Origin of the sequence: Saccharopolyspora sp. NPDC049426, from assembly GCF_040676935.1 — a bacterium.
GTDB lineage: Bacteria > Actinomycetota > Actinomycetes > Mycobacteriales > Pseudonocardiaceae > Saccharopolyspora.
The window spans coordinates 14,408-33,794 of sequence record NZ_JBFAPZ010000008.1 but is presented as its reverse complement, the minus strand read 5'-3'; the positions used below and the strand labels follow the sequence as shown (position 1 = coordinate 33,794).

At 71.0% G+C, this 19,387-nt stretch carries 18 protein-coding genes; 12 read left to right on the top strand and 6 right to left on the bottom strand.

The window, feature by feature from the left end; translation table 11 throughout:
- The first annotated feature begins 94 nt into the window (after window positions 1-94).
- The gene (locus AB0J78_RS18565) at window positions 95-391 is read left to right on the top strand and encodes a hypothetical protein (protein WP_363790534.1); all 297 of its coding nucleotides are present in this window, start codon (window positions 95-97) and stop codon (window positions 389-391) included.
- Between the two features lie 68 nt (window positions 392-459).
- On the opposite strand, the gene AB0J78_RS18560 is transcribed toward AB0J78_RS18565, so the two are convergent.
- Window positions 460-1,125 (bottom strand): DUF402 domain-containing protein, encoded by a 666-nt coding sequence (locus AB0J78_RS18560; RefSeq protein ID WP_363790532.1) that lies wholly within the window; start codon window positions 1,123-1,125, stop codon window positions 460-462.
- A 7-nt stretch (window positions 1,126-1,132) separates the two neighbouring features.
- On the bottom strand, window positions 1,133-2,389 hold the full coding sequence (locus AB0J78_RS18555; protein ID WP_363790530.1) for an amino acid permease: 1,257 nt from the start codon (window positions 2,387-2,389) through the stop codon (window positions 1,133-1,135).
- Window positions 2,390-2,593: 204 nt separating this feature from the next.
- Here AB0J78_RS18555 and AB0J78_RS18550 point away from each other — a divergent pair, with 204 nt between their 5' ends.
- Together AB0J78_RS18550 and AB0J78_RS18545 are read left to right on the top strand one after the other, a co-directional pair.
- A complete protein-coding gene (locus tag AB0J78_RS18550) occupies window positions 2,594-4,081 on the top strand; it encodes a leucyl aminopeptidase (protein ID WP_363790528.1) in 1,488 nt (495 codons plus the stop codon).
- A gap of 170 nt (window positions 4,082-4,251) precedes the next feature.
- Window positions 4,252-4,752 (top strand): OsmC family protein, encoded by a 501-nt coding sequence (locus AB0J78_RS18545; protein ID WP_363790525.1) that lies wholly within the window; start codon window positions 4,252-4,254, stop codon window positions 4,750-4,752.
- A 74-nt stretch (window positions 4,753-4,826) separates the two neighbouring features.
- On the opposite strand, the gene AB0J78_RS18540 is transcribed toward AB0J78_RS18545, so the two are convergent.
- Window positions 4,827-5,177 (bottom strand): oxidoreductase, encoded by a 351-nt coding sequence (locus tag AB0J78_RS18540; protein ID WP_363790523.1) that lies wholly within the window; start codon window positions 5,175-5,177, stop codon window positions 4,827-4,829.
- A 238-nt stretch (window positions 5,178-5,415) separates the two neighbouring features.
- Here AB0J78_RS18540 and lpdA point away from each other — a divergent pair, with 238 nt between their 5' ends.
- The 6 genes from lpdA to AB0J78_RS18510 all read left to right on the top strand — a co-directional run bounded on the left by lpdA (window position 5,416) and on the right by AB0J78_RS18510 (window position 12,065).
- A complete protein-coding gene (gene lpdA / locus AB0J78_RS18535; protein ID WP_363790521.1) occupies window positions 5,416-6,786 on the top strand; it encodes a dihydrolipoyl dehydrogenase in 1,371 nt (456 codons plus the stop codon).
- A gap of 66 nt (window positions 6,787-6,852) precedes the next feature.
- Window positions 6,853-8,610, top strand: coding sequence for a 2-oxoglutarate dehydrogenase, E2 component, dihydrolipoamide succinyltransferase (gene sucB, locus AB0J78_RS18530; RefSeq protein ID WP_363790519.1), 1,758 nt, complete (start codon window positions 6,853-6,855; stop codon window positions 8,608-8,610).
- A 151-nt stretch (window positions 8,611-8,761) separates the two neighbouring features.
- Window positions 8,762-9,649, top strand: a complete 888-nt coding sequence (locus tag AB0J78_RS18525) for a TIGR01777 family oxidoreductase (RefSeq protein WP_363790517.1) — start codon at window positions 8,762-8,764, stop codon at window positions 9,647-9,649.
- A gap of 45 nt (window positions 9,650-9,694) precedes the next feature.
- The gene (gene lipB, locus AB0J78_RS18520) at window positions 9,695-10,441 is read left to right on the top strand and encodes a lipoyl(octanoyl) transferase LipB (protein ID WP_363790515.1); all 747 of its coding nucleotides are present in this window, start codon (window positions 9,695-9,697) and stop codon (window positions 10,439-10,441) included.
- Window positions 10,442-10,497: 56 nt separating this feature from the next.
- Window positions 10,498-11,580: a serine hydrolase gene (locus AB0J78_RS18515; protein WP_363790513.1), complete on the top strand. Its 1,083-nt coding sequence runs from the start codon at window positions 10,498-10,500 to the stop codon at window positions 11,578-11,580.
- A 14-nt stretch (window positions 11,581-11,594) separates the two neighbouring features.
- Window positions 11,595-12,065 carry a winged helix-turn-helix domain-containing protein gene (locus AB0J78_RS18510; protein WP_363790511.1) on the top strand — a complete coding sequence of 157 codons (471 nt, stop codon included), beginning with the start codon at window positions 11,595-11,597 and terminating at the stop codon, window positions 12,063-12,065.
- Window positions 12,066-12,081: 16 nt separating this feature from the next.
- Here AB0J78_RS18510 and AB0J78_RS18505 read toward each other — a convergent pair whose 3' ends face one another.
- The 3 genes from AB0J78_RS18505 to AB0J78_RS18495 form a co-directional block, all read right to left on the bottom strand.
- Window positions 12,082-14,916: an FAD-binding and (Fe-S)-binding domain-containing protein gene (locus tag AB0J78_RS18505; RefSeq protein WP_363791099.1), complete on the bottom strand. Its 2,835-nt coding sequence runs from the start codon at window positions 14,914-14,916 to the stop codon at window positions 12,082-12,084.
- A gap of 127 nt (window positions 14,917-15,043) precedes the next feature.
- Window positions 15,044-15,988 carry an LLM class F420-dependent oxidoreductase gene (locus tag AB0J78_RS18500; RefSeq protein WP_363790509.1) on the bottom strand — a complete coding sequence of 315 codons (945 nt, stop codon included), beginning with the start codon at window positions 15,986-15,988 and terminating at the stop codon, window positions 15,044-15,046.
- 43 nt (window positions 15,989-16,031) lie between these two features.
- Window positions 16,032-16,634 carry a TetR/AcrR family transcriptional regulator gene (locus AB0J78_RS18495; RefSeq protein ID WP_363790507.1) on the bottom strand — a complete coding sequence of 201 codons (603 nt, stop codon included), beginning with the start codon at window positions 16,632-16,634 and terminating at the stop codon, window positions 16,032-16,034.
- Between the two features lie 110 nt (window positions 16,635-16,744).
- On the opposite strand from AB0J78_RS18495, the gene AB0J78_RS18490 reads away from it, so the two are divergent.
- From AB0J78_RS18490 to AB0J78_RS18480, 3 genes are all read left to right on the top strand, one after another.
- Window positions 16,745-17,236 carry a hypothetical protein gene (locus AB0J78_RS18490; RefSeq protein WP_363790505.1) on the top strand — a complete coding sequence of 164 codons (492 nt, stop codon included), beginning with the start codon at window positions 16,745-16,747 and terminating at the stop codon, window positions 17,234-17,236.
- 174 nt (window positions 17,237-17,410) lie between these two features.
- Complete coding sequence (lipA, locus tag AB0J78_RS18485; protein WP_363790503.1) at window positions 17,411-18,412, top strand: lipoyl synthase; 1,002 nt, start codon at window positions 17,411-17,413, stop codon at window positions 18,410-18,412.
- A 226-nt stretch (window positions 18,413-18,638) separates the two neighbouring features.
- Window positions 18,639-19,367, top strand: a complete 729-nt coding sequence (locus tag AB0J78_RS18480; RefSeq protein ID WP_363790501.1) for a DUF4191 domain-containing protein — start codon at window positions 18,639-18,641, stop codon at window positions 19,365-19,367.
- The last annotated feature ends 20 nt before the right edge of the window (window positions 19,368-19,387 follow it).

Sequence of the window (19,387 nt, the reverse complement as noted above, 5' to 3'; positions counted from 1 at the left end):
TTGGCGTCAGTTGGTCATCCAAGTATCCGGCCGTTGCCAAACGGACGCGGAGATTCTGCTGATCCCTCCGCCGCGCGCGACATATGATGGGGTCATGACGCAGGCCCAGAACACCCCCGCGCCGCAGCCCACCTCGGTCCCGCAGGACGTCCGCGCAGGTGTGCTGGCCGCCCTGATGCCGTTCGGCGCGGGCATGCTGCTCACCCTCGGCTACGCCTGGATCGGCATCTTCGGGATCGTCCTCGCAGCGATCGGGGCCGCGGGCTGGGCCTTCTGGTGGCGCAACAAGCACCAGCAGTGGTTCCCGCAGCAGGTGACCACCGGCTCGGTGGTCGGAACGACCGTCCTGGTCGCGGTGATCACCCTTCTGCTGTTCATCTCGATCAGCTGACTTCTTCTGGTCCCGCTCATCTTGCTGAGCGGTGCGGGGGGCGAAGAGGAACCGGCTTCGCCGGTTGACTACGCCAGCAGGTGCGCGGGGAGCTTCGGCACGGGCCAGGACGGGTCCGGGCGGGCGTCGCAGTAGGTGCCGTCGAAGGGGAACGCGCCGTCCTTGGCCAGGGAGATCATCTCCTCGCCTTCGGCGCGCAGCTTCGCCAGTTCGGCGTGGCTGAAACGGCCTGCGGCCAGCGCGTCGTCGAGCTCGTCCTCGTCCTTCCAGGACCAACTGCCGTCCGCCATGACCTCCACGTCCAGGACGCCGTCGACCCGCCGCACGCCGCATTCGTCCCGGCCGCGCGGGATTTCGAGATTGACGTACCAGTTCCGGAACTCGCCGCTCGGCTCGAAGAACCACCAGACCGACGACCACCGGTTCTCGTGGACCAAGCGCAACGTCGAGGTACCGCGCCAGGTCGACAGGGCCGGCACGCGCGGTCCGGAGAACCGCTCCGCGAGCGGCAATTCACGCGGATGCCGCCCGTCCGGGGAGGTCGTGGTCCGGACCGGGGTGTCCGGCAGCACCCAGCACAGCAGCTCCTCGCCGTCGTCGGAGACGACGCGAGCCGGGTGCACGTTCCCGAGCGAGCCGTCCAGGCGCCAGAAGCTGTAGAGCACCTCGTCGCCCGAGGACCACTGGTAGCGCTGAGAATTCCAGGTCATCTCGTCCACAATCGAGTTGGGCATGACCGCCTCATTTCCACCGGCGCGAAACGATTCCCGCCAGCAAGGGACCGACAACAACCACTCCGAGCGTTGTCAGCATCGCAGAAACCGGCATGCTCATCGCCAGCACGACCGACAAACCCATCCCAAGGCATGCACCTCGCATGGGCCAAGTGGGCCCATCGGAGAGCAGCAAACGGGCGCCTGCGTTGGCAAGAGCGTAGTGCAGGAGCAGCGCGCAGGCCGCGAAGGACATCAACGCGGTCGGGTCGATCAGCTGGGAGACGATCACCGCAGCGACCCCGGCGATCAGGTCCAGCAGGTACGGCGTTCCGGACGGGCCGGTGCGGCCCAGGACTCGCGGCAGCTCACCGTCGCGCACCATCGCCAGCCCCGTCGAGCGCATCGATTCCAGCGCGCCCAGCAGCACGGGCAGCAGCGCGACGGCCGCCCCGACGCACACCAGCGGCACCAGGTCGGCGGCAGCGGCGGCGGTGAGCACGTCGCGGATCGGCATCGGCGACAGCGCCAGCCGCTCCCATCCGAGCTGGTAGGTCAGGGCCGCGATCATCACCGCCAGCAGCACCGTCACCGCCACCAGCGAGATCGTGATCGCGCGGCGGGTCGCCGCCCAGGGCGCGCGGTCGCCGTCCTCGGCGGGCGCGGCGAGTCGTTCGAAACCGGCGAAGGCGAAGAACAGCACCCCACCTGCACCGATGATGCCCACGGCGCTGTCGTTGGAAGCGCCGGGATCGACGTGACCGGGAACGCCTCCGACCGGGTCGATGGCGAAGCAGATCGCCACCACCAGCACGATCACCGCCAGGCTCAGCGCCACCCACGACCAGGCCGCGGCACCGCGGATGCGCAGCCCCGTGGTCGCCGAGAGCACCACGAGCAGGATCACCGCCCCGGCCACCAGCGCGCTGGCCGAAGGCAGGAAGAACTCGCCGATCACGCGGGCGATGGCGGCGATCGCGGCGACCTGCGCGGCCAGGTGGGCCGAGGCGCCGATGCGGGCGGGCAGCAGGCCCATCCGCTCGCGCACGCACGCGTAGGTCGCGCCGGGCCCGCTGCGGGCTCGGGACTGGTAGGCGACGGCCGAGGCCGCGCACACCGCCGCCAGCAGCGCGACCAGCAGTCCCAGCGGCGCCCACGGTCCGGCCGCCGCCGCTGCGGGCGCGGGCCCGAGCAGCACACCGATGCCGACCATGCCGCTGAGCGCGAGCGGTAACGCGTCGCGGCCGGTCCTCGACCTGCTGTCCGCTTCCACCTGTTGGGTCACCGAACCACCCTTGCAGACGAGTGCGGGCACTTCAGCCTCCTGTCGGCTGAGTCATGGCGGGAGACCGCCGGTGAGCGTATGACGGATGTGACCACTGCTCTCCCGCCACGCCCACGGTGAACACGCCGATCACCGGTGGCCCCGGCGTTCTAGAGTGCGGGAAGGCTCTGGGAGAACCAAGGCACCGATCCGGAGGATGACCACGTGACGACCCCGAAACTCGCCCTCACCGACACCGCGGTGGCCAAGCTGAGCGTGGACGCGCTCGTCATCGGCACCGTCGCCGGCGCCGACGGCCTGCAGCTCGCACCGGGTGCCGAGCCGGTCGCCACCGCCTTCGACGGCGACCTGGTCAAGGTGCTGACGTCGCTGGGCGCGAGCGGGAAGGCCGATGAGGTCGTCAAGCTGCCCGCCCACGGCTTGGCCGCGACCGTGCTGCTGGCCGTCGGTCTGGGCAAGACCGGCGAGGACGGCCCGAGCGCCGAGGCCGTCCGCCGCGCCTCCGGTGCCGCCGCCCGCGCGCTGTCCGGTGTGGAGCACGCCGCGACCACGCTGCCCGCCGCCGACCTGCCCGCCGCGGTGCAGGGCACGGTCATGGGCGCCTACGGCTTCACCGAGTACAAGTCGAGCAACGGTGACGGCCCGGTGGCCGCGGTGGACTTCGTTGTCGCCGACGCCAAGGCCGACACCGCCACCCACGCGCTCAAGGGCGGCTCCGCGATCGGCGAGGCGGTCAACACCGCCCGCGACCTGATCAACACCCCGCCGAACGACCTGTTCCCGGCCTCCTTCGCCGAGCGCGCCACCGAGCTGACCAAGGCCGCCGGCCTGGAGGTCGAGGTGCTCGACGAGGCGGCGCTGCGCAAGCAGGGCTTCGGCGGCATCCTCGGCGTCGGCGCGGGCTCGTCGCGCCCGCCGCGCCTGGTGCGCCTCCGGCACAAGGGCCCGAAGGCGGCGAAGAAGGTCGCGCTGGTCGGCAAGGGCGTCACCTTCGACACCGGCGGCATCTCGCTGAAGCCGGGCGGCGGCATGGAGAACATGACCTCGGACATGTCCGGGGCCGCTTCGGTGATCGCGACGATGGTGCTGGCGGCGAAGCTGAACTACCCGCTGGAGATCACCGCGAACGTGCCGATGGCCGAGAACATGCCGTCGGGCACCGCCTACCGCCCCGGTGACGTGCTGAAGATGTACGGCGGCAAGACCGTCGAGGTGCTCAACACCGACGCCGAGGGCCGGCTGATCCTTGTCGACGCGATGGTCCGCGCCTGCGAGGACGAGCCCGACTACCTGATCGAGACCTCCACGCTGACCGGCGCGCAGGTCGTCGCGCTGGGCAACCGCACCCCTGGCGTGATGGGTGAGGACGGCTTCCGCGACCGGGTCGCCAGGCTGTCGCAGGCCGTGGGCGAGGGCGGCTGGCCGATGCCGCTGCCGGACGAGCTGCGCGCGGACCTGGACTCCAAGCTCGCCGACCTGGCCAACGTCACCAACCACCGCTGGGGCGGCATGCTCGCGGCGGGCATCTTCCTCCGGGAGTTCGTGGCCGAGGGCGTGCAGTGGGCGCACATCGACATCGCGGGCCCGGCCTACAACACCAACTCGCCGTGGGGCTACACGCCCAAGGGCGGCACCGGTGTCCCGGTCCGGACCCTCGCGGCGGTGCTCGCCGACATCGCCGAGAACGGCTGAGCCCGCGCGTCGCCGGTCCGCTCGGAGCCCCGGTCGGCTCCGGGCGGAACCGGCGAATCGCCCACGATGCGGAACCAGAAGTTCAACCCGGGGTGACCCGGACTCCGTCTTTGTGATCCGAGTCACGAAAAGGTCACCACTGCGGGGTGTGCCGATGTCACGATGGGTTTATGACCGAATCGCAACCGGCCACGCTGAACGCGACCAGGCACGGCTATCAGGTCGACGTGGTGTGGACCGGCAACACCGGCGAGGGCACCAGCTCCTACCACAGCTACGAGCGCACCCACGAGGTGCGAGCCGTCGGCAAGGACTCCATCGACGCTTCCGCCGACCCGGTGTTCCTGGGGGACGCTGACCGCTACAACCCGGAAGAACTCCTGGTCGCATCGCTGTCGCAGTGCCACATGCTCTGGTTCCTGCACCTCGCCGCCGACTCCGGTGTCGTGGTCACCGGCTACCACGACCACGCGCGCGGCATCCTGGCCGAGAACTCCGACGGCACCGGCCAGTTCGAGGCGATCGAGCTGGCACCGGAGGTCACCGTCTGCGACCTGGCGACCGTCGACGTCGCCGAGGCGCTCCACGAGCGCGCCCACGAGCTCTGCTACATCGCCAAGTCCGTGACGTTCCCGGTGCGGTGCACGCCGACGACGCGCGTCGCGAACTGATCCACCGACGAATCGATTCAGCCATCAGCGCGGCCGTGCACGCAGCGAATCGGCGAGAAGTGCGACTCGCGCGTTCACGGCCGTTCGTCGGCGGCGCGCTGCGCGCGCCTGCGGAGAATGCGCTGCCGGGCCTGGTGATCACGCATCCGCTGCGGATATCCGACCTTGGCGACTTCGTAGAGCGGGATGCCGAGCCGCCTGGTGAAGCGCCCTGCCGCCGAAGGCGACTCGATCCGTCGACGCGTCCATTCCCCGTCGTGCGCGATGAGCAGCAGCGTCGTCTCGGTGACCAACGTCTGCGGTTCGAGGTAGCCCTCGACACCGCGGCGCTGCGCCGCCCAGTTCCGGAGGTGGTCGGTGTCCGCGGACGTGGCGCGTCGTCCGGTGCCGGGACGGCGGTTGCGGAACCGGTCGAATAAGCCCACCGAACTCCCCTCCCCAATCCCGATTCAGGCCGGTTGCATTCGATTTTGCCACCGCGAACATGTGCGGAGTGTGAAAACGAGCTGAGAATGCGCGGCGCCCGGGTCGTGAGTGCAGTACAGATCACCCAGCCCACCGCGCAACGGCCGCTCGGGTGGTGACAAGATGGCTGGTGGTGTGCATGACCACCAGGTCACGCGACCAACCGCAAGTCAATGACGCCCTGTCGAGGAGTGCGAAGTGACCGACACGTCCGCCGATCTGGTCATTCTCGGCGGCGGTTCGGGCGGCTACGCCTGCGCTTTCCGCGCGGCCGAGCTCGGCCTGTCCGTCGTCCTCATTGAAAAGGACAAGCTCGGTGGGACCTGCCTTCACCGAGGTTGCATCCCGACCAAGGCCCTGCTGCACGCGGCCGAGGTCGCCGATTCCACCCGAGACGCCGACCAGTTCGGGGTGCGCGCCGCCCTCGAAGGCATCGACATCGACGGTGTCAACAAGTACAAGGACGACATCGTCTCGGGCCTGTACAAGGGCCTGCAGGGCCTGGCCAAGGCCCACAAGGTGACGATGGTCGAGGGTGCGGGCACCCTCGTCGACGCCAACACCGTCGAGGTCGACGGCACCCGCTACACGGGCAAGAACGTCGTTCTGGCCACCGGTTCCTACTCCAAGACGCTGCCCGGCCTGGAGCTCGGCGGGCGCGTCATCGCCAGCGAGCAGGCGCTGAACCTGGACTTCATCCCGAACAAGGTCGTCGTGCTCGGCGGCGGCGTGATCGGCGTGGAGTTCGCCAGCGTCTGGGCCTCCTTCGGTGCCGAGGTCACCGTCGTGGAAGCGCTGCCGCACCTGGTGCCCAACGAGGACGAGTTCGCCTCCAAGCGCCTGGAGCGCGCCTTCCGCAAGCGCGGCATCAAGTTCAAGACCGGCGTGAAGTTCACCGGCGCCACCCAGAACGACGACGGCGTGTCGGTCAGCCTGGAAAACGGCGAGACCTACGACGCCGACCTGCTGCTGGTCGCCGTCGGCCGCGGCCCGAACACCGCCGGACACGGCTTCGAGCAGGTCGGCGTCACCATGGAGCGCGGCTTCGTGCGCACCGACGAGCGGCTGCGCACCAACGTCCCCGGCGTGTTCGCCGTCGGCGACATCGTGCCCGGCTTGCAGCTGGCGCACCGCGGCTTCCAGCAGGGGATCTTCATCGCCGAGGAGATCGCCGGCCTCAACCCGCAGCCGATCGACGAAGCCGGCATCCCCCGCGTCACCTACTCCCACCCCGAGGTCGCCTCGGTCGGCCTGACCGAAACCGCCGCCAAGGAGCAGTACGGCTCGGTGGAGACCTTCACCTACGACCTGGCCGGCAACGGCAAGAGCCAGATCCTCAAGACCCAGGGCGCGGTCAAGCTGATCCGCGCGACCGACGGCCCCGTCGTCGGCCTGCACATGGTCGGCGACCGCGTCGGTGAACTCATCGGCGAGGCGCAGCTGATCTACAACTGGGAGGCGCTGCCGGAGGACGTCGCTCCGCTGGTCCACGCCCACCCCACCCAGACCGAAGCCCTGGGCGAGGCCCACCTCGCCCTGGCCGGCAAGCCGCTGCACGTGCACGGCTGACACCCGCACGCAGCAGCAGCGAAAAGACAGCCGCACCCCGCCACACCCACGAGGAGTCAGCAACCGATGGCCTTCTCCGTTCAGATGCCGGCGCTCGGCGAGAGCGTCGCCGAGGGCACGATCACCCGGTGGCTCAAGCAGGAGGGCGAGACCGTCGAGGTCGACGAACCCCTGCTGGAGGTCTCCACCGACAAGGTCGACACCGAAATCCCGTCCCCGGCCGCCGGTGTGCTGCAGCGCATCGTCGCCCAGGAGGACGACACCGTTGAGATCGGCGGCGAGCTCGCCGTCATCGGCGACGGCGGCGAGGCGTCCGCCGCCCCGGCCGCGGCTCCGGCCGCCGAGCCGGAGCCCGAGCCTGAGCCCGCTCCCGCCGCCGAGGCTCCCGCCGCTCCGGCGGCCGAGTCCGCTCCGGCCCCGGCCGCGCCGGCCGCCCCGGCCGGTGGTGGGCAGGGCACCGACGTCACCATGCCCGCGCTGGGCGAGAGCGTCTCCGAAGGCACGATCACCCGGTGGCTCAAGCAGATCGGCGAGTCGGTCGAGGTCGACGAGCCGCTGCTGGAGGTCTCCACCGACAAGGTCGACACCGAGATCCCGTCGCCGGTGGCCGGCACGCTGCTGGAGATCAGCGCCGGCGAGGACGACACCGTCGAGGTCGGCGCCAAGCTGGCCGTGATCGGCGCCGCCGGTGCCGCCGCGCCCGCCGCCTCGGCTCCCGAGCCCGCGCCGGAACCCCCGACCGCTCCCGCCGCTCCGGCCGCCGCTGCTCCGGCTCCGGCCGCCCCGGCGCCTGCGGCCCCGGCGGCTCCCGCTGCGGCCCCGGCCGCTCCGGCGCAGGAGGAAGAGGCGCCAGCGAACAACGGTGGCGCTCCGTACGTGACCCCGCTGGTGCGCAAGCTGGCCAACGAGCACGGCATCGACCTGACCTCGATCAAGGGCAGCGGCGTCGGCGGTCGCATCCGCAAGCAGGACGTCCAGGCCGCGATCGACGCCAAGCAGGCCCCGGCCCAGACCGCTCCGGCCGCCCCGGCTGCTCCGGCCGCCGCGGCGACGAGCTCCGCCCCGGTCACCGCGGTCGAGCCGTCGGACGAGGCCAAGGCGCTGCGCGGCACCACGCAGAAGATGTCGCGCCTGCGGCAGCTGCTGGCCCGCCGCATGGTCGAGTCGCTGCAGACCGCGGCTCAGCTGACCACGGTGATCGAGGTCGACGTCACGCGGATCGCCCGGCTGCGCGACCGCGCCAAGGGCGGCTTCGAGGCGTCCGAGGGCGTCAAGCTCTCGTTCCTGCCGTTCTTCGCCAAGGCCGCGGCCGAGGCGCTGAAGCTGCACCCGAAGCTCAACGCCTCGATCGACGAGGAGAACTCCTCGGTGACCTACCACGGCGCCGAGCACCTCGCGATCGCCGTGGACACCGAGCGCGGCCTGGTCTCGCCGGTGATCCACGACGCCGGGGACCTCAACCTCGGCGGGCTGGCCCGCAAGATCGCCGACCTGGCGGCGCGGACCCGCAACAACAAGATCAAGCCCGACGAGCTCTCCGGTGGCACCTTCACCATCACCAACACCGGCAGCCGGGGCGCGCTGTTCGACACGCCGATCCTCAACCCGCCGCAGGTGGGCATGCTGGGCACCGGCACCGTCGTCAAGCGCCCGGTCGTGGTGGCCGACGAGAACGGCGGCGACACGATCGCCATCCGCTCGATGGTCTACCTGGCGCTGTCCTACGACCACCGCCTGGTCGACGGCGCCGACGCCGCCCGGTTCCTCACCACGCTCAAGCAGCGTCTCGAAGAGGGAGCTTTCGAGGCCGACCTCGGCCTCTGACGAGGGTTGGTGCTCACCTCGCTCAACGGTGCGGGCTGAGCCCCACACCTGAAACGAGCAGAAGCGACCGCTCACCGGTTCCGGTGGGCGGTCGCTTCTTTCGCACCGGAAAGGTTCGCGCGGGGACCACCGGTGCGAGACGATGCCGGGCATGCGCGTCGTCGTCGCCGGATCGTCAGGGCTGATCGGTACGTCATTGGTGGCCGGGCTCCGCCAAGCTGAGCACGAGGTGGTGCGGCTGGTCCGCCGAACGCCCGCCGCTCCGGACGAGCGGAGTTGGGACCCCGACTCCGGGAAGCTGGACGCCGAGGCGTTGGAGGGCGCGGACGCGGTGGTGAACCTGAGCGGTCCGGGCATCGGCGACAAGCGCTGGAGCCCGGAGCGCAAGCGCCACCTGCTGCAGGCCAGGGTGCGCTCCACCGAGGTGATCGCGGAGGCGGTCGCGGCGGCCGGCGTCCCGGTCCTGGCCAACGCTTCGGCGGTCGGTTTCTACGGCGACACCGGTTCGCACCCGGTCACCGAGACCTCCCCGCCGGGCACGGACTTCCTGGCCTCGCTGTGCCGCAGGTGGGAGGCGGCGACGGCGCCCGCCGCCGATGCCGGTGCCCGGGTGGTGCTGCTGCGCAGCGGACTGGTGATCTCGCCCTCCGGCGGTCTGCTCGGGCAGCTCCGGCCGCTGTTCTCGCTGATGCTCGGTGGCAGGCTCGGTTCGGGAACCCAGTACATGCCCTGGATCTCGCTGGACGACGAGATCGCCGCGATCCGGTTCGTGCTGGAGAACCCGGACGTCTCGGGGCCGGTGAACCTCACCGGCCCGGCACCGGTGACCAACGCCCAGTTCACCCGCTCGCTCGGCGAGGCGCTGGGCCGTCCGGCTCCGTGGATCGTGCCCGGCTTCGCCCTGCGGATCGCCATGGGCGAGCTCGCCGACACCGCGCTGACCGGGCAGCGGGCGATGCCGACGGTGTTGGAGGCCCACGGCTTCACCTTCCAGCACCCGACGCTCGGAGCGGCGCTGGCCGCGGCTACCGGGAGGTAACCGACCTTCGGCTGCCGACCTGTTCAGAGGGCGTAGCCTGGCGCCGTGAGTCGTGCCAATTCTTCGTGTCGCGAGTCGTCCGAGCCGATGGCCGTGCGGCACCTGGGAACCATCGATTACCTGGACGCCTGGGATCTGCAGCGCGAGCTGGCCAGCGGCCGGGTCGAGGGCCAGAACCCCGACACCCTGCTGTTGCTGGAACATCCGTCGGTCTACACCGCGGGCAAGCGGACGCAGCCGGAGGACCGCCCCTCGGACGGCACGCCGGTCATCGACGTGGACCGCGGCGGCAAGATCACCTGGCACGGCCCGGGCCAGATCGTCGGCTATCCGATCGTGCTGCTGTCCGACCCGATCGACGTCGTGGACTACGTGCGCCGCCTGGAGCAGGCGCTGATCCACGTGTGCGACCAGTTCGGCCTCGACGCCGGTCGGGTGGAGGGCCGCAGCGGCGTGTGGCTGCCCGCGGTCGACGGACGCCCGGAGCGCAAGATCGCCGCCATCGGCATCCGCGTGCAGCGCGGTGTGACGATGCACGGCCTGGAGCTCAACTGCAACGCCGACCTGCGCGAGTTCGACCGCATCGTGCCCTGCGGCATCGCCGATGCGGGGACGACGTCGCTGTCGGACGAGCTCGGCCGCGACGTCCCGGTCGACGAGGCGTATCCGCTGGTCGAGCAGGCGGTGCAGGACGCGCTGGACGGCCGGTTGGAACTCGCCGAGCGCAACATCCCCCGCCACCAGCCCGCTGCTGCGGGCGTCACGCTGGCGCTGGATCCCAGCCTCCGCTGACAACGACGACTCCACTCCTCTAGTATTCCGGAAATACGGAATACTAGAGGAGTGGCATGTCGCTGTCCCGTCGGAGCCTGCTCGTCGCGGCCGGAGCCACGGCTCCCCTGCTGCTGACCCGCCCCGCCCTCGCGGCCCCGCCCGACCTGGCCACGCCCGAAGGCTGGTTGAGCTGGATCGCCGCCCACCGGAACGGCCTGGGCCTCGTGCTCGACGACGGCCGCGGAACCCACCTGGCCCACCGCGCCGATTCCGCGCAGCCGCTGGCCTCGGCCGTCAAGGTCCTGCACCTGGCCGCCTACGCCGACGCCGTCGAGACCGGCAGGCTGGACCCTCGCGAGCTCGTGCGGGTCGGTGACTGGGAGCGCTACTACGTGCCCACCGACGGAGGCGCGCACGCGGCGAGCCTGCGCCACCTCGGCGTTCCCACCGGCGAAACCGGGCTCCACGCGGCCGATCCCGAGCACCGGGTGGCGCTGGACGACGTGGTCGCGGTGATGATCCTCTTCAGCGACAGCGCCGCGCCGGACCTGCTGCGCGACCGCCTCGGCGCGGACGCGGTCATCCGAGCCGCCGCGGTGCGCGGCTGGCCGGACGCGGACGTGCGATCGCTGTGCGCGGAGTACCTGTTCCTCGTCCTGCCGGAAACCGCACCACCCGCCGGACTTCCGGTCGCCGCACGCCGGACCTGGGGTTTCGCGCTGGAGCGGCGGCACCGCGACGATCCGGCGCTGCGTCAGGAAGTGCTGCGACGCCTGCAGTCCGGCCTTCCCCGATACCCGGAGCAGGTCTCGTGGGCCTCGACCACGGCGGCGGGTTCCGCGGCGAGGCTGGCCGCCGTGCACAGCGCGCTCAGCTCCGGAGGCGGTCTGGCGCGCGAGCACCTGGAACGCCCGCTGGCGGGCTCGCCACCACCGGGCGTGGCCGGTGTCGGACTCAAGGGCGGCAGCCTTCCCGGCGTGCTGACCAGCGGAATCTCGGTGCGCAGGACGGACGGATCGCTGGGCTGGGGTGCGCTGCTGGCGCACGGCGACATCAGCGCCGAGCAGCTGAGCACCGGAAACCCAGGACTGCCGCTGCTGCTGGCCGTCGAGGACCCGCGTTGGCGGGACCGGCTGATGGCGGCGCTGGGCGGCTGAGGCAAGCTCGTCGCGTGGACTTGCAACAGCGCGTCGAAGCCCTCGAAGCCCGCGTGGCCGCCCTGGAGTCCGAGCGCTCCACCGGTTCGGAACCGGCCGCCGCCGAGCCCAGCGGCGGCCACCTGCGCTACGAGGGCCACCTGGCCGAGCCCGCCGAGCTGGACTGGAGCGTCCAGGTCGATCCCGCTCGGGTGCTCGAACTGCCCGACGGGCCGCGCACCGACGTCCTCGCGGCCCTCGGCCACCCGGCCCGCGCGGCGATCGTCCGGTTGCTGGCCACCCAGGGCCCGCAGCCCGCCACCGCCCTCCAGGAAGCCGCCGAGCTGGGTTCGACCGGTCGGCTCTACCACCACCTCAAGTCCCTTACCGCGACGAACCTCGTGGAGCAGGACAAGCGCGGCTCCTACCGGCTCCGGCCGAAGGCCGCGATCCCGGCGCTCGTCATGCTCGCGGCGGCCTCCGACGTCGCCGGCCAGCTCCGCTGATCCCGTCGAACCGCGGTCAGCCGCTCCGGAGAGCCCCGCGCAGCACCTCGGCGAGGTGGGTCGCCCGGCGGGAAGTCCCCTGGTCGATCTGGGTGCGGCAGGAGAAGCCGTCGGCCAGCACGAGCACGTCCGCACCGGCCTCGCGGACCTTGGGGTAGAGCTCGCGCTCCGCGCAAGCCTGGGAGACCTCCCAGTGCCCGGGTTCGAAACCGAAGTTGCCCGCGAGGCCGCAGCATCCGGCGGAGATGACGTCGGGTTCGACACCGAGGCGTTCGAGCAGTTCCCGGTCCGGTTCCCAGCTCCCCTTCGCCTCCTGGTGGCAGTGGACCTGGGCGATCGCCTCGACGTCGAGCCGCCCGAACGGCAGCGGACCGTCGTGCGCGGCGACGAACTCGCCGAACGTCCTGGTCTGAGCGGCCAGGCGCTTCGCCCGGGGGTCTCCGGGCAGCAGCTCGGTGGCCTCGTCGCGCAGCATCACGGTGCAGGACGGTTCGAGCCCGATCACCGCGCGCCCTGCCGCCAAGTGGGGCGCGAGGGTCTTCAGCGAGCGGGCCAGGACCTTCCGAGCCGTGCCAAGCTGCCCGGTGGAGTGCCAGGTCAGGCCGCAGCACACGAATCCCTCCGGCAGCACGACCCGGTATCCCAGCGCCTCCAGCACCTCCACCGCCGCTTCGCCGACCTCGGGGCTGAGGTGGTTGGTGAAGGTGTCCGGCCACAGCACCACGGTCTCGCCGCCGCGAGGTTCGCGCCGCCGCAGGCGCCGGACCAGCGATCGCGGTGCGAAGCGGATCATCTTCCGCCGCCGCTCGATCCCGCCCAGCCGTGCGACCAGCTGCGACACCGGCCGCGCGGCCAGCAGCCGGTTCACCGCGCCCGCCGTGCCGGGCACCGCCGACATCAGCCGGGTCCACACCGGCAGCCAGCCCATCGAGTAGTGCGCCCTCGGTCGCGGCCGGCCCCGGTAGTGGTGGTGCAGGAACTCGGCCTTGTAGGTGGCCATGTCGACGTTGACCGGGCAGTCGCTCGCGCACGCCTTGCAGGACAAGCACAGGTCCAGCGCCTCCAGCGCTTCGGCGGACCGCCATCCGTCCACAACGGACTCACCACGCAGCATCTCGGCCAGCACCCTGGCCCTCCCCCGGGTCGAGTGCACCTCGTCGCGGGTCACCTTGAACGACGGGCACATGCTCCCGGTGTCGAGGTTGCGGCAGGCGCCGACCCCGACGCAGCGGTCGACGGCGGCGGCGAACGAACCCCGATCGCGGCTGAACGCGTGCACCGGAGTGAGCTCCAGCGCGCGATGCCCCGGTCCGGGCCGCACACCGGCGTCGAGGGGCGCCGGATCCACCAGGACCTCGGGGTTGAGGACCCCGCCGGGGTCGAAGATCCGCTTGAACTCCGCGAAGCGGTCCCGGGCTCGGCGGGAGTACATGTGCCGCAGCAGTTCCGAGCGCGCACGCCCGTCGCCGTGCTCCCCGGACACCGAACCGCCGTGCGAGACGACCAGGCGAGCGGCTTCGGTGATGAACGACCTGTAGGCGGCCAGACCGTCCTCGGTGCCCAGCTGGAAGTCGACCCGCAGGTGCAGGCAGCCTTCGCCGAAGTGCCCGAACGGAACACCGCGCAGGCCGTGGGAATCCAGCAGCGCGTACAGATCTCGCAGGTAGGAGGCCAGGCTCTCGGGCGGGACGGCGGAGTCCTCCCAGCCCGGCCACGCCTCGCCGCCGTCGGACAGGCGCGTGACGATGCCCGCCCCGGACTCCCGGATCCGCCACAGCTCCCGGCTCCGGCCCGGATCGGTCACGACCACCGAGTTCGCCCCCGGGATCCGCGACGTCGCCAACCGCGCGAGCTCACCGGCCCGCCGCTCGGCCTCGCCGGGCGTGTCTGCCCCGGCTTCGCAGTAGAGCCAGGCATGACCGTCCGGCAGCGCCTGGCCCGCGCTCTCGCGGCCCGGCCGGGAACGCAGCGCCGCGAGCAGGTCCGCGCCCATCCCCTCGACCGTCATCGCTCCGGCCGCAGCGAGCTCCGGCGCGACTTCGGCGGCCAGGTAGACGTCCGGGAAGCCGATCACCGCGAGCGCCCGTGCGGTCGGCGTCGGCACCAGCCGCACGGTCGCCTCGGTGACGATCCCGCAGGTGCTCTCGCTGCCGACCAGGGCCTTGGCCAGGTCGAACCCCCGCTCCGGGAGCAGGTGCTGAAGGCCGTAGCCGGAGACCTGCCGGTTGAACCGGCCGAGCTCGGTGCGCAGCAGTGCGAGGTCCTCGCCCACCAGCTCGCGCAATCTCGCGTCCAGCTCCGGGTCGTCGCTGCCGGTCGAGGTGGCGGTGAGCGCGCTGCCGTCGGCGCGGATCAGCCGCAGCTCGACGACGTTGTCGGCCGTGGTGCCCCAGACGACGGAGTGCGCGCCGCAGGCGTTGTTGCCGATCATCCCGCCGATCGTGCAGCGGGAGTGGGTGGACGGGTCGGGCGCGAAGGTCAGCCCGTGCACCGCCGCGGCCGCGCGCAGGTCGTCGAGCACGACGCCCGGTTGCACCCGCGCGGTGTGCGCCCGCGGATCGATCTCCAGGATCCGGTCCATCCGCCGCGAGAAGTCCAGCACCACACCGGTTCCGATGGCGTTGCCCGCCACCGAGGTCCCGCCGCCCCGCGCCGTCACCGCGACCCCGGCCTCGGCCGCCGCCCGCACCACCAGGGCGACGTCGGCGTCGTCCTCCGGCTCGACGATCGCCAGCGGCACCCGCCGGTAGATCGACGCATCGGAGGCGTAGGCCGCGCAGGCGGTCCGGTCCGTCCGCACCTTCCCGGGCAACGCGGCGCCGAGCTCTCGCTCCAACGAGCCCGTTCCCACCTGCGACAACACGACCTCCCACGGGTTTCCACTGAAAAGGCCAACAGAGGCCGGAGAACCGGGCGACCCCGATCGTCCGGTTGGGACGGCCGCGGGTGACCGGGTCGACCGGCCACCCGCGACGGAGTCACAGCTGCGGGGCGACCTGGTCGGCGACGACGTCGAGGTGATCGAGGTCGGCGAGGTCGAGGACCTGCAGGTAGAGACGGGTGATGCCGGTGCGCTCGCGCCAGGAGCCGATCGTGTCGACGACCTCGTCCGGCGTGCCCGCCAGGCCGTTGTCGCGCAGCTCGGCGACCTCGCGGCCGATGGACTCGGCGCGTTGGGCGAGTTCGCCCTCGTTCTTGCCGACGCACAGCACCATCGCCGCGGACCGCACGATCTCACCGCTGTCCCGGCCGATCGCCTGGCAGGCGGCGTCGACGCGCTCGAACTGCGCGGCGGCGGTCTCGACGTCGACGAACGGCAGGTTGAACTCGTCGGCGAACCGGGCCGCCAGCGCCGGGGTGCGCTTCTTGCCCGCACCGCCGATCAGCACCGGCGGACGCGGTCGCTGAGCGGGCTTGGGCAGCGCCGGGGAGTTGGTGAGCTGGTAGTGCTCGCCGTCGAAGGAGTACGTCTCACCGTCCGGCGTCTCCCACAGACCGGTGATGATCTCCAGCTGTTCGGCGTAGCGGTCGAACCGCTCCTTCAGCGACGGGAACGGGATGCCGTAGGCGGTGTGCTCCTCCTCGTACCAGCCGCTGCCCAGACCGAACTCGACGCGTCCGCCGGACATCTGGTCGACCTGCGCGACCGAGATCGCCAGCGGGCCGGGGAGTCGGAAGGTCCCGGCCGTCATGAGGGTGCCCAGCCGCAACCTGCTGGTCTCGCGCGCGAGGCCGCCCAGGGTCACCCAGGCGTCGGTCGGGCCGGGCTCGCCGGTGACCGGCCCCATCTTCAAGTAGTGGTCGGAGCGGAAGAACGCGTCGTAGCCGGTGTCCTCGGCGTGCTTGGCGACGCGCAGCAGATCGTCGTAACTGGCGCCCTGCTGGGGTTCGGTGAAGATCCGCAACTGGAATTTCTCTGTCACGATCTCCGAGGCTAGTTGCCCGAACCACCAGGCGCCGTGGCGGTCAGCCCACGCGCAGACCGTTGAGCACCCGCTCGATGCACACCGCGATGTCGGCGCGCTCCTGCATCGGCGAGGAGGACGCGGCGATCGCGATCGCACCGGCCGACAGCGCGCCGAACATGATCCGCGCCAGCGCGTCGACCGGCAGCTCGTCACCGATCTCACCGGAGGCGATCAGGTTGGACACGACGGTGCGCAGCACGCCGAAGGTGTAGGCCTCCTCCGCGTCCCGCCAGCGGCCCCAGCCCATCACCGCGGGCCCGTCCTGCACGACGATGCGCTGGTAGGAGGGCTCTAAGCAGACCTCCAGGAACGCCCGCAGCCCGGACCGAGTGGCCTCCCACGGGTCGCCCGGATCCGAGACGACCTCCGACAACCGCGCCACGACACCGGACTCCACCGCGCTGAAGGCGGCTTCGAACAGCGCCTGCTTGCCGCCGAAGTGGTGGTACAGCGCGCCTTTGGTGACCCGCGCCCGCTTGGCGATCTCTTCGAGCGAGGTCTGCGAGTAGCCGTGCTCGGTGAACAGGTCCACGGCCGAATCCACCAGCGCCTGCCTGGTGGCTTCGGAGTACTCGACGCGCCGCGGACGTGCTGTAGCCATGCTCACAAGCCTATGGCATACCGACGGTACGACGCCGTGCTACCGTGATCCTGCGACATACCGAGGGTATGTCGCTGCACCTCGGGTATCCCCGACCCCTGGAGAGCGCCATGAGCTGGAACGACTTCCACCAGAGGCAACAGGCGTTGGCCGAGGTACTCGACAGCGCTCGTCGAGACCTCACAGCGGCCTTCGACACCGTGCCCAGCCCCTTCCGCGACACCGACGAGCTGCTCACCGCGCTGCACCACAAGTGGATGCAGCAGCTGACCGGCCGCGTCGAGGTCGCGCTGATCGACACCGAGAACGGACCGCACGACGACCGCGTCAAGGCGGTCACCATGGCGTGGCGCCGCACCGCGAGCGCGAACCCGGGCCTGCGCGCCGCGCTGGACCTCCACGCCGCCAGTCCCGCGCTGTCGGAGGCCACCGCGCGCGAGCACCGGCTGCTGGCGATCGCCGCCGGCCTCGCGGAGGAGCACGAGCCACCGCGCGAGATCGCCCGCGTCGGCCGCACCTTCGTCCAACTCCTGCGCGCGACCCCGATCACGAACCGGGACGAGCGGCAGCGCCCGCTCCGCAAGCTCATCCCGAGCCTCTGAAGCGAGCCCGGTGCCGGCCCGAACTGTGCAGCGTGCCCGGTTCGGGACCGGCGCTCGCAGCATTCCGCACAGCTTCCGAGCCCGGGGTGACAGCCATCACCACCTGCGGAAATCTTCCCAGCTCAGCCTGACTCCCTTGACCAACACCGGGGGTGGAGGGCGTAGCCTGGGCGCGTGACTGTGGCGCCTGAGGGTCGCAAGCTGCTGCGGTTGGAGGCCCGCAACAGCCAGACTCCGATCGAGAAGAAGCCGTCGTGGATCAAGACCCGCGCGCGGATGGGTCCCGAGTACAAGGAGCTCAAGGGACTCGTCAAGCGCGAGGGTTTGCACACCGTCTGCGAGGAGGCGGGCTGCCCGAACATCTTCGAGTGCTGGGAAGACCGCGAGGCCACCTTCCTCATCGGTGGTGACCAGTGCACCCGTCGCTGCGACTTCTGCCAGATCGACACCGGTAAGCCTGCCGCGCTGGACACCTCCGAACCGCGCAAGGTCGCCGAGTCCGTGCAGGCCATGGGCCTGCGCTACTCCACGGTCACCGGTGTCGCCCGAGACGACCTGGACGACGGCGGGGCCTGGCTGTACGCCGAGACCGTCCGCCAGATCCACGACCTCAACCCGGGCACCGGCGTGGAGCTGCTCATCCCGGACTTCAACGCCGAGCCCGACCAGCTCGAAGAGGTCTTCGGCTCCCGTCCGGAGGTGCTCGCGCACAACCTGGAGACCGTGCCCAGCGTGTTCCGCCGGATCCGTCCCGGCTTCCGCTACGAGCGGTCGCTGGAGGTGATCACCAAGGCGCGCGAGGCCGGCCTGGTCACCAAGTCGAACCTGATCCTCGGCATGGGCGAGACCCCCGACGAGGTCCGTCCCGCGCTGCAGGACCTGCGCGACGCGGGCTGCGACATCATCACGATCACCCAGTACCTGCGGCCGAGCCCCCGGCACCACCCGGTGGACCGCTGGGTCAAGCCCGAGGAGTTCGTCGAGCACACCCAGGCCGCCGAGGAGATCGGCTTCCCGGGCGTCATGGCCGGCCCGCTGGTCCGCTCCAGCTACCGAGCAGGCCGCCTGTTCGCCAAGGCCACCGTCCACCGAGGCATGCCGCTGCCGGACAACATGGCCCACCTGGCCGAGGCAGGTACAGCAGCCCAAGAAGCCAGCAGCCTCCTCAACCGCTGAAACGAAAGAAGGGGCGCTTCCGACAGGAAGCGCCCCTTCTTCAGTAAATGCCCACGTCAGGCAAGCACCGAAGGTGCTTTCTCCTCACCCCACCCAAGACACCGGCGCCGCCGAGCAGAAGACCACAGGGTATTTGATCTTTACGGCCCACCCACCGGACACATCTCGATCACGCCACCAGGGACGCGCCTACAGAGAACGAGAAGAGAGCCGTATCCTGAGGGGCATGGCCAAGCAGGACAAGGCCGCTAAGAAAGAGGCGGCCAAACAGCGACGTCAGGCTTCGGTAGGCCGCGTCAAGCAGATCTTCGAGGCGTTCAAGATGCAGCGCCGGGAGGACAAGCTCCTCCTGCCGCTCATGCTCGGGGCGTTCCTCGGTGTGACCGTCGTGGTCTTCCTGCTGGGCATGATCTGGGGTCTGCACTGGGTGTTCCTGCCCGTGGGCCTCGCGTTCGGCCTGCTCGCAGCCGTGATCATCTTCGGCCGCCGGGTGCAGGCGACGGTGTTCCGCAAGGCGGAGGGGCAGCCCGGGGCTGCCGGTTGGGCGCTGGACAACCTGCGGGGACGCTGGGTCGTCTCCCAGGCGGTGGCCGGCACCCAGCAGCTCGACGCGGTGCACCGGATCATCGGCCGGCCGGGCATCGTGCTCGTCGGCGAAGGCTCGCCGGGCAGGGTCAAGAGCCTGGTCTCGCAGGAGAAGAAGCGCGTCTCGCGCCTGGTCGGCGAGACCCCGATCTACGAGCTGATCGTGGGCAACGAGGAGGGCCAGGTCCCGTTGCCGAAGTTGCAGCAGCGGATCATGAAGCTGCCGCGCAACATCGGTCCTGCCCAGATCGACAACATCGAGAACCGCCTGTCGGCGCTGGCCAGCCGCGGCAGTGCGATGCCCAAGGGCCCGGTTCCGCAGGGCGCCAAGATGCGCAACGTGTCGCGAGCGATGCGCCGCGCCAAGTAACGCGAAGCGAACGAGAGCGG

What these genes read in the sequence shown, in the direction of transcription:
- AB0J78_RS18565 (WP_363790534.1), top strand. Translation starts at nt 95, where the DNA reads ATGACGCAGGCCCAGAACACCCCCGCGCCGCAGCCCACCTCGGTCCCG.
- AB0J78_RS18560 (WP_363790532.1), bottom strand. Translation starts at nt 1,125, where the DNA reads ATGCCCAACTCGATTGTGGACGAGATGACCTGGAATTCTCAGCGCTAC.
- AB0J78_RS18545 (WP_363790525.1), top strand. Translation starts at nt 4,252, where the DNA reads ATGACCGAATCGCAACCGGCCACGCTGAACGCGACCAGGCACGGCTAT.
- sucB (WP_363790519.1), top strand. Translation starts at nt 6,853, where the DNA reads ATGGCCTTCTCCGTTCAGATGCCGGCGCTCGGCGAGAGCGTCGCCGAG.
- AB0J78_RS18525 (WP_363790517.1), top strand. Translation starts at nt 8,762, where the DNA reads ATGCGCGTCGTCGTCGCCGGATCGTCAGGGCTGATCGGTACGTCATTG.
- AB0J78_RS18515 (WP_363790513.1), top strand. Translation starts at nt 10,498, where the DNA reads ATGTCGCTGTCCCGTCGGAGCCTGCTCGTCGCGGCCGGAGCCACGGCT.
- AB0J78_RS18495 (WP_363790507.1), bottom strand. Translation starts at nt 16,634, where the DNA reads ATGGCTACAGCACGTCCGCGGCGCGTCGAGTACTCCGAAGCCACCAGG.
- AB0J78_RS18490 (WP_363790505.1), top strand. Translation starts at nt 16,745, where the DNA reads ATGAGCTGGAACGACTTCCACCAGAGGCAACAGGCGTTGGCCGAGGTA.
- AB0J78_RS18480 (WP_363790501.1), top strand. Translation starts at nt 18,639, where the DNA reads ATGGCCAAGCAGGACAAGGCCGCTAAGAAAGAGGCGGCCAAACAGCGA.